Below are 16,373 nucleotides of genomic sequence, written 5' to 3' on the forward strand. Positions count from 1 at the left end.
TCGTCGCCCACCGGCGGTGGGCGACCCCGCTCCCGGGTCACGTCGTGGTGCCCCGGGGGTGGGCGGGTCGGGCAGGGCTGGCGGGTCGGGCGTCTCGTTGTGGCGAGCAGGTCGGACGCCGTGGAGACTGCCCCGACCGGGTGAACAGCATGGGTCCGATCCGCCCGATCCGGGGGACCGGGTCGTGACGCGAGGGAAGACGACCCGGTTTCACCCGACCGGCTGAGACTCGGCGTGACCACGCTCACGTGGAGTCATGACCCAGGAGGCGACGTGCCGACGCAGGCCGAGGAGCTCGACGTCGACGGCGTGCCCGTGCGCCTCACCAGCCCGGGCCGGGTGATGTTCCCGGCCCTCGGCGAGGAGGGCGGCACCAAGCGCCACCTCGTCGACTACTACCTGGCGGTCGCCTCGTCGGCGGCCGACGGCGCCGTGGACGGCGTCGGACCGCTCGTGCGGGCGCTGCGCGACCGGCCCACGTACCTGCAGCGCTTCCCCGACGGCGTGGACGGCGAGGAGGTCTACCAGAAGCGGGTGCCGGCGAAGGCCCCGGAGCACCTGCGCCGCGTGCGGGTCACCTTCCCCTCGGGCCGGCACGCCGACGCCCTGCGGGTGGACGCCGCGGCGCCCGTCCTGTGGGCGGTGCAGATGTCGTGCGTGACCTTCCACCCGTGGCCGACGCGGGCCGACCACGTCGAGCTCCCCGACGAGCTGCGCGTCGACCTCGACCCGCAGCCGGGCACCGGCTTCGAGGAGGCACGGCGGGTGGCGCTCGACGTCGTCCAGCCGCTGCTGGCCGAGCTCGGCCTCGCCGGCTACCCGAAGACCTCGGGCGGGCGCGGCGTGCACGTCTACGTCCGCCTCGAGCCGCGGTGGGAGATCCGGGAGGTCCGCCGGGCCGCCATCGCGCTGGCCCGAGAGGTCGAGCGTCGGGCCCCCGACCAGGTGACGACGGCGTGGTGGAAGGAGCAGCGGACGTCCGCGATCTTCGTCGACTACAACCAGAACGCCCGCGACCACACCATCGCCAGCGCCTACTCGGTGCGCCGGACGCCGCGCGCGACCGTCTCGACACCGGTCACGTGGGCCGAGCTCGCCGACGTGCACCCCGACGACTGCACCATCGCGACCGTCCCGGGACTGCTGGCCGAGCGCGGCGACCCCATGGCCGCCCTCGACGACGTCGCCCACTCCCTCGACGTCCTGCTGGACATGGCCGACCGCGACGAGGCCGCCGGCCAGGGGGAGATGCCCTACCCGCCCAACCACCCCAAGATGCCGGGCGAGCCCAAGCGCGTGCAGCCGAGCCGGGACACGGGGCGGTAGCGGCGCCGCCCCGTGCCGGCGGCCTCCTGCCCTAGCTCGCCGGCACGGCCTCGGCGAGCAGCGGCGTGATGTTCTCGACGGCGTACCGGGTGCCGAGGACGCTGAGGCTGGAGAAGGCGTTGCTCAGCGTGTCCTCCAGGACGACGGCCCGACCGTCTTGCACCGACGGGATGGCCTGGTACAGCGGGTCGTCGGTGATGGTCGCCGCGTCGACGAAGATCGGGAAGACGACGGTGAGGTCGGCGTCGAGGAGGTCGAGCCGCTCCTCGGAGACGGGCACGTAGAAGCTGTCGTCACCGAGCTCGGCGACCTGCGGGCTCTGCTCGAAGCCGAGCTGCTCCATGAGCTGCACGCGGGCGTCGCCCTCGGTGTAGGCGCCCCACTCCTGGCCGCTGCGGGCGCCGACCGCCACGGTCGTGCCGTCGAACTGGGGGTTGGCCTCCTCGGCGGCGTCGATGGTGGCCTCGACCTCGTCCTCCAGGTCGTCTGCCTCGTCGCTGCGCCCGAGGGCCTCGCCGACGAGCTCGAGCTGCTCCTGCCACGTCGTCGCGTAGGCCTCGGCGCCCTCGGGGATGCCGACGGTCGTCGCGATCCGGCTCAGGGCCTCGTAGCGCTCCTGGGTCCCGTCGGAGCGGGTGTCGAGGATCAGGTCGGGCTGCAGCGCGGCGATGGCCTCGAGCTCGGGCTCCAGCGTGCTGATGATCTCGGGCGACGTGGCGTAGAGGTCCTGCGCCCACGGGCCGACGCCGTCGCCGCCGAAGGCGAGCCAGTCGCTGGCCCCGACCGGCTCGACGCCGAGCGCGAGCGCCGTCTCGGCGTCGGACCAGCCGAGGGCGACGACACGCTGGGGCTCCTCGTCGATGGTCACCTCGCCGAAGGCGGTGTCGACGGTGACGGGGAAGGCCCCCGCGTCGGCGGCAGAGGTACCGGCACCCGACGACGCCCCGGTGCCTGCCGAGCCGTCGGACGTCGGGTCGGTCGTGCCGTTGGAGCCGCAGGCGGTCAGGAGCAGGGCGGCGGCCAGCAGGGCGGCCGGGGCGAGGCGGGACGGGCGCACGGGGTCCTCGAGTCTCTTGGGGTCGGAGGCCAGGAGAGCCTAACCTCACTCGTCGGGGCCGTCTCCTCCAGGGCGGTGCTGGCGGGACCCGACGTACCGTCGGTGCATGAGCACCGACGTGCCCGGGCGGCAGGAGACGACCGGGGAGGTCCTGCCCGACGTCCCGAGCCCGCTCGGGTGGTGCTCCCCCTGCCTGGGCGCCCGTCGTCGGACGCCCGCCGGGGTGCTGCTCGACGGCACCGGTCTCTGCGAGGGCCACCACGAGCAGGCCCTCGCCGGCCAGCAGGCGCAGGGCGACCAGATGGCCGCGATGGCCGCCCAGGCGCAGGAGCAGCTGCGCGGGCTCATGGGCGGCGGCTTCGGCGCCGGCCCCGGCGGTCCCCGCCGCGCCGGCTTCTGACGCCGGGCTCAGTCGGACGAGGCGGCGGCGTGGGCGAGGCGCGCACCCGGGGTCGCGACCGCCGCCGCGCCTGCCTCCAGGCCCTCCCGCACCGCCGCCTCGAAGGCCGTACCGGTCGCGAGGGCCGCCACGAGCCCTCCGCAGAAGGCGTCGCCCGCTCCGGTGGTGTCCACGACGGTCGTCGGGTGCGCCGCCACCACCAGGGGCCGGACGTCCTCGCCCTCGACGGCGACGACGCCCCCTGCGCCGAGGGTCACGACGACGCGGCCGACGCCGAGACCCAGCAGACGCCGTGCCAGCGCGAGCGACTCCTCACCCGTCGTCGGCTCCCGTTCCTCCAGCAGCGCCGCGGCCTCGGCTGCGTTGACCACGAGCACGTCGACCGCGCCCCACGGCACCCCGCTGCCGCCCGCCGCCTCGGCCGGGGCCGCGTTGAGGACCGTCGTCGCCCCGACCTCGCGCGCCGCCTCCAGAGCCGCGGCCACGGCGGGAGCCGGCAGCTCGCGCTGGACCAGCACCACGGCCGGTCGCCGCTCGCGGACGTGGCCGGCGACGACCGCCGGGTCCACGCGCACGGCGACCGCAGGGTCCACGACGATGAGGTTGCTCCCCGCGGCGTCCACGACCACGAAGGCCCGCGCCGTGCTGCCGGGCACGACGGCGACGCCGGAGGTGTCCACCCCGCAGCGGGCCAGCTCGTCCAGCGCCTCGCGACCGGCGGGCTCGTCGCCGACGGCGCCCACCATGGCGACGGAGGTCTGCCCGGGCGTCCGGGCGCGCGCCGCTGCGGCGACCGCCTGGTTGGCGCCCTTGCCGCCGTGCCCCTGCGTGCGGGCGTCCGCGAGCACCGTCTGGCCCTCGACGGGCAGGGTCGGTACCTGCAGGACGACGTCGACGTGGATGCTGCCGACGACGAGCACGGACCCGGCCGCGGCGTCGCCCGTCACGAGATGACGCCGCGCAGGTCGAGGTCGAGCGTGTCGGAGGCGTCGGCGGCGAGGACGACGGGCAGACCCCAGTCCTGCTGGTAGAGGTGGCAGGCCGCGTGCTCGGCGGGGGTGCCGTCCTCGCCGGCGTCGCACGCCGCGGCCTGGGCCGAGACGTGGAGGACCCCGGTGGCACCGGCAGCACCGTCGAGCACGAGCAGCCGCTCCAGGTCCGTCGCCGTGCCGCCGCCCTCGGCGAGCAGCCCCGGCGGGGTCGCGGACACGAGGACGCGCACGGGCGAGCCGTACCGGTCGTCGAGGTGCTGGCCGGCGGGCGGGGTGAAGCGGACGCGCAGCCGGACAGCACCGGGCGCCAGCGGCTGCGGTGGCCGCTCGACCCGCCCCGCGGCGGTCCCGCTCACCCGCCCGGCCTGCAGCGCCGCCGGCAGCGGCAGCCGCAGCAGGCGGTGGGCGCGGGACTCGACGACGAGCAGCTCGGCGTCCGCCCCCTCGCCGACCACGGCGAGGCCGGTCGGCTCGGCGAGGTCGGCGGCGAGCGTGGTGACGGCCGGCGCGCCAGGCGGGGCCGAGGGGTCGTAGCGGCGGACGGCGCCGTTGTAGGTGTCGGCGACGGCCACCGAGCCGTCAGGCAGGACGGCGGCGCCCAGCGGGTGCTGCAGCAGCGCCTCGCCGGCGGCGCCGTCACGGTCGCCGAAGTCGAAGAGGCCTGAGCCGACGACGGTCTCGACCCGGTAGCCGGGGCTCGCGACGGGCGCCGCGTTGGCCAGGCGGGTGTCGGTGACCGTGGGCACCGACCGGTCGGGGGCGCCGGTACGGGTGAGGCGGCGCAGCGCGGAGGTCTCGGCGTCGACCACCCACAGCACCGCGCCGTCGGCGGACGGGACGAGGCGTGAGGTCTGGGCGAACCACGCCTGCTCGGCGTCGCCGTCCCGCAGGCCCTCGGCGCTCGTGCCGGCGAGGACGCGGACGACGCCGTCGGCCGGGTCGGGCGCGAGGTCGAGGGCCCAGAGCTGGTGCAGGCCGGCCATCGCGACGACGAGCTGGTCGTCCCACCAGGCCACGTCCCACGGGGTCGAGAGGTCCTGCGCCAGCGCAGCTCCCCCGCCCTCGCGGCGGCGCAGCTGGCGGCCGGTGCCGGCGAGGGTGACGACGTGGTCGACCTCCTGGTCACCCCGCGCCAGCCGGACCCCGCGGACGGCGTGGTTGGCGCTGTCGGCGACGACGACGTCGGCGCCCAGCCGCGCGGCGACGTCGTCGGGCAGCAGGCAGAGCCCCTGCGGCTCGGCGAGAGCCGCTGCCCCGCCGTCGCCGTCGGCGAGGCCGCGCACCCCGGAGCCGATGCTGCGCACCACCCGCTGGTCGTCGTCGAGGACGGCCAGGCGGTGGTGGCCGGTGTCGGTGACGAGGACGCCGCCACCGAGGTGCTCGGGGAGCACCAGGGCGCTGCTCGGGAAGCGGAGCCCGTCGTCCGGCGCCTCCTCCGGCAGCGGGGTGAACAGCCGCCCACCACGGACGAGGGTGCCGCGGGCGTCGTGCTCGGGGACGAGCTCGGTGAGCAGCGCGTCGAGCCCGTGCGCGTGCCCCTCGCCCGACAGGGACGCCACGACGTACCCGGTCGGGTCGACGAGCACCAGCGTCGGCCAGGCGCGCGCGGCGTAGGCGCCCCACGTCGTCAGGTCGGCGTCGTCGAGGACGGGATGGTGCACCTCGTAGCGCCGGACGGCGTCGTCGAGGACGCCCGGCTCGGCCTCGTGGGGGAACTTCGGCGAGTGCACGCCGACGACGACCAGCTCTGCCGCCCAGCGCTGCTCGAGCGGCCGGAGCTCGTCGAGGACGTGCAGGCAGTTGACGCAGCAGCTCGTCCAGAAGTCGAGCAGCACGAAGCGGCCCCGCAGGTCGGCGAGGCGCAGCGCAGCGCCGTCAGTCCCGACCCAGCGGCGCCCGACGAGCTCGGGCGCTCGCGTCCGCGCGCTCGTGCGCGTGCCTGTGCGCACATGTCGAACCACGCGCTCCTCCACCTCCCTCCTCCACGACGCGACCTCGACGCGCCCATCCCCGCGATGTGTGACCTTGACGCGCCGATCCCAGACGCCGTCGTCGCGACAAGGTCACACATCGCGGATGTTCAGACTCGATCCCTCCACGCGACAAGGTCAGACATCGCGCGTGAGGGGGCCGCCCGCGGGCACCACGACGACGCGTCGCGGGCAGGCGTCTGGTGCGGCGTCGAGTGCGGTGGCCGGGTCGCGTCAACCGAGCCGGTCGGGCTGCACCCAGGCCTTGCCGAGGACGTGCTGGTCGAGGAAGGCCAGCACGGTCTGGTACCAGGCGACGGCACCGCCCGGAGCCATGACCCAGTGGTTCTCCGCCGGGAAGTACAGGAACCGGTGCGGCGTCGACCCGTCCTCGGCGTCGCTGCGCGAGACGAGGTCCCACCACAGCCGCAGGCCCTCGCCGATCGGCACCCGGTAGTCCTTGTCGCCGTGGACGACGAGCATCGGCGTCCTGATCTGGTCGGCGAACAGGTGCGGGCTGTTCTTCTGCGCCATCTGCGGGGTCATCTCGCGGTTCCAGAAGAACGCGGCGTCGGTCGTGGCGCCGAACTGGTCGAGGGCCCAGATGCTCGCGTGCGTGACGACGGCGTCGAAGCGGTCGGTGTGCCCCGCGATCCAGTTGGCCATGTACCCGCCGAAGGAGCCGCCCATCGCCGCGGTACGGGTGGCGTCGACGTCCTCCCGTGCCTCGGCCGCGTCGGTGGCCGCCATGAGGTCGGTGTAGGGCGCGGCGCCCCAGGCGCCCCAGCCCCGTTGCACGAAGTCCTGGCCGTAACCGGTGGACAGCGCAGGATCCGGCAGCAGGACGGCGTACCCGCGGGAGACCATCAACCACGGGTTCCAACGCCACGACCAGGCGTTCCACGAGTTGAGCGGCCCGCCGTGCACCCAGAGCAGCAGCGGCGCAGGCGCCTCGGCGCTGGCGTCCTCCGGCAGGCACAGGTAGCTGCGGATCGGCGTCCCGTCCTCCGCGGTCGCGTGCACCTCCTCCAGCCGGCCCGGCAGGACCAGCGGCGCGACGGGCGAGGGCAGCTCCTCCACGGTGCCGTCGTCGAGACGCACCCGGACAGGCGCAGGCGCGGCGTCGTAGGCCGAGCGCAGGGCGTAGACCCACCCGTCCGGGGACACCGCGGCGCCCCCGTAGGAGGCGTGGTCCCCGGTGAGCCGACGGACGTCGCCGGACGCGGCGTCGACGACGAAGAGCGGACCGGCACCGGCCTCGTCGGCGCCGACGACGAGCGAGCCGCCGTCCCGGGTCCAGGCCACCGACGAGGGCCAGCGGTCCCAGCCGGCGGTCACGTCGCGCCGCTCCCCCGCCCCGGTGACGGCGCCGGCGTCGTCACGGTGCAGGTCGACGACGGCGAGCCAGCGGCGAGGCGCCCGGTCAGGCGTCGACAGGCTCGAGGCGACCAGCGCGACGCTCCCGCCGTCCGGCGACACGACCGCGCTGCCGTGGTTGAGGTCGGGGTCGTCGAGCAGGACGACGCGGCGCCCGCTCGGGACGTCGACGGCGACGAGCTGGAACGACTGGTGGCCGTGCGCCCGCGGCACGGTCCAGGTGCCGACGGCGGTGCGGCCGTCGTCGGAGAGGTCCCACTCCGCCCGCTCCAGCGCCGCCCCGACGTGACCCGTGAGGTCGCGGACGGCGTAGCGCGGGTCGGGGCCACCGGCGACCGGCGCAGCCTCGCCCAGGGCGTCGGCGGCGACGAGCCGGGCGCGCGCCGGCCCGAGGTCGTGGTCCCAGAAGCGCACCGGGGAGGCGTCGTGGAGGACGGCCGTCACGCCGGCGTCCTTGCGGGCGGCGATCACCTCGGCGTCGTCGCCGTCCTGCGGCGTGGACGGCATCGTCGGGGAGGTGCCCAGCAGGGCTCCGGTGCCGCGGGCGACCGCCGAGACGGTGAGGCCGCCGGGGCGGGAGGCCACGAGCCGGGGCTCTCCTGCACCACCGGGCAGGCACCAGAGCGCGGGCCTGTCGTCGCCGCCCTTCCCGGGGGTGGCGTCGTCCTCGTCCGGGCCGGGGCCGAAGGGACCCTTCGGCGGGGCCGGCTCAGGGCGCTTGGCGGTGAAGAGCAGGTCGCCCTGCGGCGTCCAGAACGGCGCGGCCTCGCCTGTCGTCCCGCGCGTGAGGCGCCGGCAGGCGCCTCCCTCGACCGACGACTCCCACAGGCTCGTCGCGTACCCGGTGCCCTCGGCGTCGAGCCCGGCCACGGCGAGCGCCAGACGCCGGCCGTCCGGGCTGAGGGCCAGACCCGTCACCCGAGGCTGGGCGACGTAGGCGTCGAGGTCGGCGAGGGGGTCGCGAGCGGCGGGCTGGTCCGCGGCGGTGGTCATACCTCCCGTGCTATCACGCCCTCGTCGGCGTCACCTACCGACGCCCCGACCGGCCAGAGCTCCGGCAGGACGTCGTCGGGCTGCCGGCGGGGGCGCGGGGGCAGGAGCGGGTCAGCGGCGGTCGGGACGGGTGGCGCGGTCGCGGCGCTCGGCGAGCATGGCGTTGTAGGCGGTGAGCTCGGCGTCGCCGTCCCGGTCGGCGGCGCGGTCGGTGCGGCGCTGCTCACGCTCGTCGCTGCGGGCCCACTGCACCGCGACGACGACGAGGAGCAGGACGGTGGGGATCTCCCCGATCCCCCAGGCGAGACCACCGCCGGTGCGCTGGTCGGCCAGGGCGTCGATGCCCCACCCGGTCGAGGAGAACCAGCTGTTGGCCAGCAGGGCCTCGCTCGACATGATCCAGATGCCGAAGAAGGCGTGGAAGGCCATCGTCGCGAGCAGCAGGACCACCCGCAACGGGTAGGTGGGCCGGTTCGGACCCGGGTCGACACCGACGAGCGTGTTCGCGAACAGGTACCCGACCGCGAGGAAGTGGACCATCATCAGCTCGTGGCCGACGTGGGTCGCGAGGGCCAGCTCGAACAGCGGCGAGTAGTAGAAGACGACGAGGCTGCCTGCGAAGAGGACCGCCGCCACGACGGGGTGGGAGACCAGGCGCAGCCACGCCGACTCGGTGAGCACCACGAGCCACTCGCGCGGGCCCCGCGAGCCGTCCTTGCGCCGTGGCAGCGACCGCAGCGCCAGGGTGATCGGCGCCCCCAGCACGAGCAGCGCGGGCACGCCCATGCTCAGCACCATGTGCTGGACCATGTGCGCGCTGAAGACCGTGCGTCCGTAGGCCGCCGGGGCACCGCTCGTGATGTAGACGAGGACGAGCAGGCCGAGCGCCGTCGACACGGTGCGGCCCACCGGCCACCGGTCGCCGCGACGCCGCAGCCGCACCACCCCGCGGCCGTAGGCGATGGCCACGCCCAGCGCGATGGCCACCCACAGCACGTCGGGCTGCCACTGCGTCACCAGGCTCGCCGGCGAGAAGGGCTCGGGCAGCGCCTCACCGGTGAGGATCTCGGCCGGGGTGGGCAGGGGCGGGAGCTCCTGCGGGACCGGCGGGCGGGTCAGGGAGAGGGCCGCCGCGACGCCGAAGACGGCCCCGAGGAGCACCACCTCCCCCCCGACGAGGCGCCAGAACGGTCCGCGGACGCCTGCGCCCGCCGCCGTCCGCGCGTCGATCCCGGCCAGCAGCCGGCGCCGGTGGACGTACCCGGCCGCCCCGAGCAGCACGCTGGCGCCGGTCTTGGCCAGCACGAGCAGCCCGTAGGGCGTGCCGACGAGGTCCCCGAGGCCCTCGACCCGCAGCGAGGCGTTGGCGACCCCGGAGGTGACGACGAGCACGAGGCCGACGAGCGCCAGGGTGGAGAAGCGCCGGGCGACCACGGGCAGCTCGGGCCCCGTCCGGCGGGCCACCAGCACGAGCGCCATGAGCCCTCCGCACCACACGGAGACGCCGAGCACGTGCAGGCCCCAGGAGCTGACGGCCGTCTCGTGGCCGCTCGTGCCCGTCGAGTGGGCGTTGAGGGCGAGCGGGACGAGCGCGAGGCACGCGAGGGCGAAGGTCCACCCCGCCCCGGCCGGGCTGCGGACGCCGACGGCCGCGGTCGCGACGAGCGCCACGACCGCGGCGGAGACGAGCAGCGCCTGCCCCTGCGTGATCTGGGTGGCGACGACGGCCAGCTGGCTGCCGAAGGTGGGGTCGGTGACGGCCGTGCCCGACAGGCTGCCGGCCGTCAGCACGAGCACCGCGAGGCTCGCCAGCGTCCAGACGCCGGAGGCGGCGGCCGCGACGCGGGCGGCGAGGGACCACGACGGTGCCCGCGCGGGCACGACGGCGGCGGCCAGCAGCAGCGCCCCGAGCGTCAGCGCCAGCGCGAGGTCCCGGACGACCAGGGCCACGGGCAGCCCGTAGCGGACGCCCGGCCCCGGGTCGCCGACGAGCCCGGGCGCCGCCGCCCCACCCGTCGCGAGGGCCCAGACCAGGCCGGCGACCACCGCGAGCGGCGTGAGCGCGAGCACGGCGACCCACCAGGTCGGCGCGCCGGCGGACCTGGGGGGCCGATGGCCGGACGCGCCGTGCGACGGTGCAGCGCCGCGCTGCGGGCGCTCGGGCGCCCCGTCGCGCCGCGCCCTGGGCGCCGTCCCGGTGCTCACGTCACCAGGGTAGGAGGAACCTCCGACGCCCCGGTCCGCCCCCGGGACGTCGCCGGCTCGACGTCATGCCCCCATGCCGTCGAACGGGGTCGTCCCTGCTCGCGCCGGCCGACGCCCTCGCCGCGCTGGCACGGGCGGAGGTGAAGAGGGCAGGCCACCGGCAGCGCCCCGGAGCCCCCCGCCGCCTTCCCGGCCTCAGGCCCCCTCGGCGCCGCCTCCACCCTCAGAGCCGCCGGTCCGCCAGCACCGGGAAGGCGGCCCGGGCGTGCTCGACGACGCCCGGGTCGACGTCGACGACGAGCACCTGCTCGCGCTCGCCCGCCTCGGCGAGGACGACGCCGTCCGGCCCGACGACGGCGCTCGCGCCGGCCATCGGCGTGCGGGCGTGCGCGCCTGCCGTGCCGCAGGCGGCCACGAGCAGCTGGTCCTCCAGCGCGCGGGCACGCACGAGGAGGCGCCACGCCTCGACGCGCGCGGCCGGCCAGGCCGCCGGCAGCACGACGAGGCGGGCCCCGCGGTCGACGAGCAGCCGGAAGAGCTCGGGGAAGCGCAGGTCGTAGCAGGTGGCGAGCCCGGTCGCCAGCCGCGACCCGTCGCGCAGGGGCAGGTCGGCGACGACGACCTCCTCGCCCGCGGCGAGGAGCTCGGACTCCCCGCGGCCGTGGCCGAAGCGGTGCACCTTCCGGTAGCGCGCCAGCAGGCCGCCGTCGGGGCCCAGCACCACGGCCGTGTTGGAGAGCTGGTCCGCACCGTCCGGGCCGACGGCCCGCTCGACCACCGACCCGCCGTGGACGAGCGCGCCGCACGCGCGGGCGGCGTCGGCGAGCGCCCGCACGGTCGGCCCGTCAAGAGGCTCGGCCCGCTGCGACCACGTGGACGACGCGAAGCCGCCGTGGGCCCACAGCTCGGGCAGGACGACGAGGTCGGCTCCCTGCTGCGCCGCGACGAGCGCGGCCACCCGGTCCCGGCGCACCGCCACCGGCTCGTCGTCGCCGTAGGCGACCTGCAGCAGGTGCAGCCTCACGCCGAGGGCACCGCCGCGACGTCGCTCACGACCACGCGAGCGCCTGCACCGGCCGCTCGAGGACGGCCGCGACGTCGGCCAGGAAGCGGCCGGCCTGGGCGCCGTCGACGACGCGGTGGTCGACGGTCAGGCAGAGGGTCGCCGCCCAGCGGGGCTGCACGCGCCCTCGGTGCACCCACGGCCGGCGGCTCACCGCGCCGACGCCGAGGATGCCCGTCTCCCCGGGGTTGAGGATCGGCGCGCCCGTCTCGATGCCGAGCGCCCCGAAGTTCGTGATGGTGAAGGTGCCGCCCGAGAGTGCCGACGGCGGCGTGCGGCCCTCGCGCGCCGTCGTCGCCAGCTCGGTGATGGCCGCCGCGAGGTCGTGCAGGCCGAGGGCGTGGGCGTCCCGGACCACCGGGACGAGCAGGCCCCGCGGCGTGGCCGCGGCGATGCCCAGGTGGACGGCGGACGGCACGACCAGCTCGCCGGCGTCCGCATCCCAGCGTGCACCCATCTCCGGCGTGCGCCCGAGCGCGAGGACGACGGCGCGGGCCGCGACCAGCAGCGGCGAGACGCGGACGTCGGCGAAGCCCGCGTCCTCCTTCAGCCGCCGGACGAGCTTCATCGTGCGGCTGACGTCGAGGGTGTGGAAGAGGGTCGCCTGGGGCGCCTCGGTGGTGCTGCGCACCATCGCCTCGGCCATGGCCCGGCGCACGCCCTTGACGGGCACCCTGACCTCTCCGCCCGCCTCGCGCGGCCCGCTCCCGACGTCCCCGGCCGGTCGGCCGGCCGGGGCGGGAGACCCCTCGTGCGCCAGGACGTCGCGGCGGGTGACGTTGCCCCGAGGCCCGGTCGCGGTGACCGCGGCGAGGTCGACGCCCCGCTCACGGGCCAGCTTGCGCACCGGCGGGGCCGCGAGCGGCCGGCTGGGCGCGCCAGGACCCCCCGCGCCGCGGGCCTGGGCAGCCGCCGGTGCCCGGTCGGCGCTGGTCTGCGGCTCGGGCGGCGTCTGGGGCGACGTCTGGGCGTCCACCTCGGGCGCGGCGACGACCGCCGTCGTCCGGCGGCGGCGCGAGGCGCGGCGTCCCGGCCCGTAACCCACGAGGTTGTCGTGGCGCTCGCCGTCGTCGCCGCCGCCCTCGTCCTCCAGGCGCCCCTCGTCCGTCCCGGCCACCTGGACCGCGACGATCGGCGTGCCGACCTCGACCGTCAGCCCCTCGTCGACGAGCAGCTCGCTCACCACCCCGGCGAAGGGCGAGGGCAGCTCGACGAGCGACTTGGCCGTCTCGATCTCGACCAGCACGGCGTTGACGTCGACGCGGTCGCCCACCGCGACCCGCCAGGCGACGACCTCCGCCTCGGTGAGCCCCTCCCCCACGTCGGGGAGCCGGAACTGCTGCACCGCCACGCGGGGCCTCCTGAGGTCTGCGGCGCGGGGCGCCTGGTCGGGTCGTGCGGGGCGTGGGCGACGACGGTCAGGCGTCGAGCACCCGGTCGACCGCCTCGAGCACGCGGTCGGCGTCGGGCAGGTACTCCCCCTCCAGGCGGGCCGCGGGGTAGGGCACGGCGAAGCCGCCCACCCGCTGCACCGGCGCCTCGAGGGAGTAGAAGCAGGAGTGCGACACCCGGGCGGCCACCTCGGCGCCGATGCCGAGGAAGGTCGGCGCCTCGTGCACGACGACGAGCCGGCCGGTGCGGCGCACCGACTCCTCGACCGGGGCGAGGTCCAGCGGGGAGATGCTGCGCAGGTCGACGACCTCCAGGCTCCTGCCCTCCTCCGCCGCCGCGTCGGCCGCCCGCAGCGCCAGCGGCACGCTCGGCCCGTGCGCCACGACCGTGACGTCGGTGCCGGCCCGCACGACGCGGGCGGCGTGCAGCGGGTACGGCGTCGCGTCGAGGTCCACCTCGGCCTTGTCCCAGTAGTGCCGCTTCGGCTCGAAGACGACGACCGGGTCGGGCGAGGCGATGGCCTGCCGGGTCATCCAGTAGGCGTCGACGGGGTTGGAGATGCTCACGCACCGCAGGCCCGGCACGTGCGCGAAGAGCGTCTCGGGGGACTCGCTGTGGTGCTCGACCGCGCCGATCCCGCCGCCGGCGGGGATGCGGATGACGACCGGCATGGGTGTCGCGCCACGCGTGCGGGCCGTCATCTTGGCGAGCTGGGTGACGATCTGGTCGTAGGCGGGGAAGACGAAGCCGTCGAACTGGATCTCGCAGACCGGCCGGTAGCCACGCATCGCCAGGCCGATGGCCGTGCCGACGATGCCCGCCTCGGCGAGCGGGGTGTCGACGACGCGGTCCTCGCCGAAGTCCTTGGCCAGGCCCTCGGTGACGCGGAAGACCCCGCCGAGCGCACCGACGTCCTCACCGAGGACCAGGACCCCCGGGTCGGTGTCGAGGGCCGCCCGCAGCCCCAGGTTGATCGCCTTCGAGATGGTCAGCCGCTGCACCCGGTCGGGCGTGCCGTCCGGCGTCGTCGACCTCATGCCCGCCCCCTCTGCGCGCCGGTGACCGGCTCGTCCTGCAGGCCAGCCACGTAGGCCTCGTACCAGGCGCGCTCGGCCTCCACCTGGGCGTGGGGCTCGCTGTAGGCGTGGTCGAACATGGCGCCCGGCGCCGGGTCGGGCATCTCGGCGACCCCGCGGCGCAGGCGGGCCGCGAGCGCGTCGCCCTCCCGGGCCACCTCCGCGAAGGCCTCGTCGTCGACGCCGTGGTCGCGCCGCAGGTGCGCCTCGAGCCGCGCGATCGGGTCGCGGGCGCGCCACTGGTCGACCTCGACGGCGGGCCGGTAGCGGCTCGGGTCGTCAGAGGTCGTGTGCGCGCCCATCCGGTAGGTGAAGGCCTCCACGAGCGTCGGGCCCTGCCCGGAGCGCGCCCGCTCCAGCGCCAGGCGGACGACGGCGTAGCAGGCCAGGACGTCGTTGCCGTCCACGCGCACGCCGGGGAAGCCGAAGCCGCTGGCGCGCTGGGCGATCGGCACGCGGGTCTGCCGGTCCGACGGCACCGAGATGGCCCACTGGTTGTTCTGGCAGAAGAAGACGACGGGTGCCTGGTAGGTGGCGGCGAAGACGAAGGCCTCGTTGACGTCGCCCTGGCTGCTCGCGCCGTCGCCGAAGCAGGCGAGGACGGCGGTGTCGCGCCCGGCGTCGCCCGTCCCGACGGCGCCGTCGCGCTGGACGCCCATGGCGTAGCCCGTGGCGTGCAGGGTCTGGCTGCCGATGACGAGCGTGTACGGGTTCACGCCCGAGGTCTGGGGGTCCCACCCGCCGTGGTCGACGCCGCGGAAGAGGGACAGGACCTGCAGGGGGTCGACGCCGCGGGTGAGCGCGAGCGCGTGCTCGCGGTAGGTCGGGAACAGCCGGTCCTGCGGCGCCGAGGCGCGCGCCGCGCCGACCTGGGCGGCCTCCTGGCCCAGCAGGCTGGGCCACAGGCCGAGCTCGCCCTGGCGCTGCAGCGCCGTCGCCTCGGTGTCCACGCGCCGGGCCAGGACCATGTCGCGGTGCAGGCCGCGCAGGTCGTCGCGGGTCAGCGCCGCGGCCAGGGCGACGACCTCGGGGTCCTCGCCGTCGTCCGCGCGGCGCCCGTCGGGGGTGAGCAGCTGCACCGTCCGGAGGGGCGGCACGGGCGAGGAGAAGAGAGCGGTGGGGGCCGGGGTGACGCCCGGCGGAGTCGTCGTCGGCGTCACGAGGACCTCCTTCGACGGCCCCGCGAGGGGCCGGGTGCAGCGCGGGAGCCCTGACGCGTGCCCGGCGACTGGACGGGAACGCTACCCGCCCCGAGGCGCTCGCCGCCGACACCGCACCGCGGTCACCGGGCGTCACCGGCGCTCACGACCGACGGAAGTCCGCCGCCACGCCGAGGAAGCGGTCGTCGGCCTCGCGCTCGGCGATGCTGACGCGCACGCCCTCTCCGGCGAAGGGCCGCACCGACAGGCCGACCGCCGCGCACGCCTCCGCGAGCTCGCCGGCACGCTCGCCCACCGGCATCCACACGAAGTTGCCCTCGGTGACCGGCAGGTCCCAGCCCTGCTCCGCCAGCGCCGCCGTGACGCGCTCCCGCTCGGCGACCAGAGCCTGCACCCGCTCCAGCAGCTCCTCCTCGGCCGCCAGCGAGGCGACGGCCGCCGCCTGCGCGAGGCTGCTGACGCCGAAGGGAATCGCGGTCTTGCGCAGCCCGTCGGCGATCGCCGGGTGCGCGAGCCCGTACCCGACGCGGAGCCCCGCGAGGCCGTAGGCCTTCGAGAAGGTCCGCAGGACGACGAGGTTGGGGTGCGCCAGGTGCAGGGCGACGGCCTCGGGCGTCCCTGCCCCGGGCCGGACGAACTCCCGGTAGGCCTCGTCCAGCACCACGACGACGTCGCTCGGCACCGCGGCGAGGAAGTCCTCCATCTCGCGGGCGCCGACGACCGGGCCGGTGGGGTTGTTGGGGCTGCACACCAGGACCAGGCGGGTCCGCTCGGTGACCGCCGCGGCCATCGCCGCGAGGTCGTGCCGGCCGTCGGGGAGCAGGGGCACCATGACCGAGCGCGCGCCGCTGACCCGCACGACGATCGGGTAGGCCTCGAAGGAGCGCCACGCGTGGACGACCTCGTCGCCGTCGCCCGAGGTCGCCGTCAGCACCTGCTGCAGCACGCCCACGCTGCCCGGGCCGGTGACCACGTGCTCGACGGGGACGCCCGCGTGCGCCGCCACGGCCGCCACGAGGTCGGTCGACATCATGTCCGGGTACCGGTTGACCTCGCGGGCGGCGTCGGCGAGCACCTCCAGCACCGACGGCAGCGGCGGGTAGGGGTTCTCGTTGCTCGCCAGCTTGTACGGCGTCACCCCCTCGGGCGCCACGGCCTTGCGGCCCGCGACGTAGGCGGGGACGTCGGCGAGCGCGGCCCGCAGCCGGGGCCCCGCGACGGCGGGGCCGTCGCCCGGCGCCGGCGAGGGCGAACCCGGCTCCTGCGCGGCGTCGAACTGGGTGCTGGGCGCTGGGGCGCCGCCGGCCGCCGTGGTCGGGCCGGGGGCTGAGGCGCTGGGCGCGGACATGACGGGGAGACTAG

General features: G+C 76.4%; 12 protein-coding genes. 2 read left to right on the top strand and 10 right to left on the bottom strand.

Features of this window, described 5'->3' with window-relative positions; genetic code table 11:
- Positions 1-273 precede the first annotated feature (273 nt).
- Entirely contained in the window at positions 274-1,326 is a 1,053-nt protein-coding gene (locus WDV86_RS02540) for a DNA polymerase domain-containing protein (RefSeq protein ID WP_339566016.1), read from the top strand.
- A 31-nt stretch (positions 1,327-1,357) separates the two neighbouring features.
- Here the strand turns inward: WDV86_RS02540 and WDV86_RS02545 are convergent, their stop codons facing one another.
- Complete coding sequence (locus WDV86_RS02545) at positions 1,358-2,383, bottom strand: iron-siderophore ABC transporter substrate-binding protein (protein WP_339566017.1); 1,026 nt, start codon at positions 2,381-2,383, stop codon at positions 1,358-1,360.
- Positions 2,384-2,489: 106 nt separating this feature from the next.
- On the opposite strand from WDV86_RS02545, the gene WDV86_RS02550 reads away from it, so the two are divergent.
- Complete coding sequence (locus WDV86_RS02550; protein ID WP_339566018.1) at positions 2,490-2,783, top strand: hypothetical protein; 294 nt, start codon at positions 2,490-2,492, stop codon at positions 2,781-2,783.
- Positions 2,784-2,791: 8 nt separating this feature from the next.
- Here the strand turns inward: WDV86_RS02550 and WDV86_RS02555 are convergent, their stop codons facing one another.
- The 9 genes from WDV86_RS02555 to WDV86_RS02595 form a co-directional block, all read right to left on the bottom strand.
- Complete coding sequence (locus WDV86_RS02555; RefSeq protein ID WP_339566019.1) at positions 2,792-3,730, bottom strand: PfkB family carbohydrate kinase; 939 nt, start codon at positions 3,728-3,730, stop codon at positions 2,792-2,794.
- Positions 3,727-5,724: a thioredoxin-like domain-containing protein gene (locus WDV86_RS02560; protein ID WP_339566020.1), complete on the bottom strand. Its 1,998-nt coding sequence runs from the start codon at positions 5,722-5,724 to the stop codon at positions 3,727-3,729. Before WDV86_RS02560 ends, WDV86_RS02555 begins: the two co-directional genes overlap by 4 nt.
- 255 nt (positions 5,725-5,979) lie before the next feature.
- On the bottom strand, positions 5,980-8,115 hold the full coding sequence (locus tag WDV86_RS02565; protein WP_339566021.1) for a S9 family peptidase: 2,136 nt from the start codon (positions 8,113-8,115) through the stop codon (positions 5,980-5,982).
- A 111-nt stretch (positions 8,116-8,226) separates the two neighbouring features.
- On the bottom strand, positions 8,227-10,320 hold the full coding sequence (locus WDV86_RS02570; RefSeq protein ID WP_339566022.1) for a cytochrome c oxidase assembly protein: 2,094 nt from the start codon (positions 10,318-10,320) through the stop codon (positions 8,227-8,229).
- Positions 10,321-10,543: 223 nt separating this feature from the next.
- Positions 10,544-11,344 (bottom strand): nitrilase-related carbon-nitrogen hydrolase, encoded by an 801-nt coding sequence (locus WDV86_RS02575; RefSeq protein ID WP_339566023.1) that lies wholly within the window; start codon positions 11,342-11,344, stop codon positions 10,544-10,546.
- 25 nt (positions 11,345-11,369) lie between these two features.
- Positions 11,370-12,734: a dihydrolipoamide acetyltransferase family protein gene (locus tag WDV86_RS02580; protein WP_339566024.1), complete on the bottom strand. Its 1,365-nt coding sequence runs from the start codon at positions 12,732-12,734 to the stop codon at positions 11,370-11,372.
- A gap of 67 nt (positions 12,735-12,801) precedes the next feature.
- Entirely contained in the window at positions 12,802-13,812 is a 1,011-nt protein-coding gene (locus tag WDV86_RS02585; RefSeq protein WP_339566025.1) for an alpha-ketoacid dehydrogenase subunit beta, read from the bottom strand.
- The gene (gene pdhA, locus WDV86_RS02590) at positions 13,809-15,011 is read right to left on the bottom strand and encodes a pyruvate dehydrogenase (acetyl-transferring) E1 component subunit alpha (RefSeq protein WP_339566026.1); all 1,203 of its coding nucleotides are present in this window, start codon (positions 15,009-15,011) and stop codon (positions 13,809-13,811) included. Before pdhA ends, WDV86_RS02585 begins: the two co-directional genes overlap by 4 nt.
- 142 nt (positions 15,012-15,153) lie before the next feature.
- Positions 15,154-16,359, bottom strand: coding sequence for a histidinol-phosphate transaminase (locus WDV86_RS02595; protein ID WP_339566027.1), 1,206 nt, complete (start codon positions 16,357-16,359; stop codon positions 15,154-15,156).
- Positions 16,360-16,373 lie beyond the last annotated feature (14 nt).

Origin of the sequence: Pseudokineococcus sp. 1T1Z-3 (assembly GCF_037482365.1) — a bacterium.
GTDB lineage: Bacteria > Actinomycetota > Actinomycetes > Actinomycetales > Quadrisphaeraceae > Pseudokineococcus.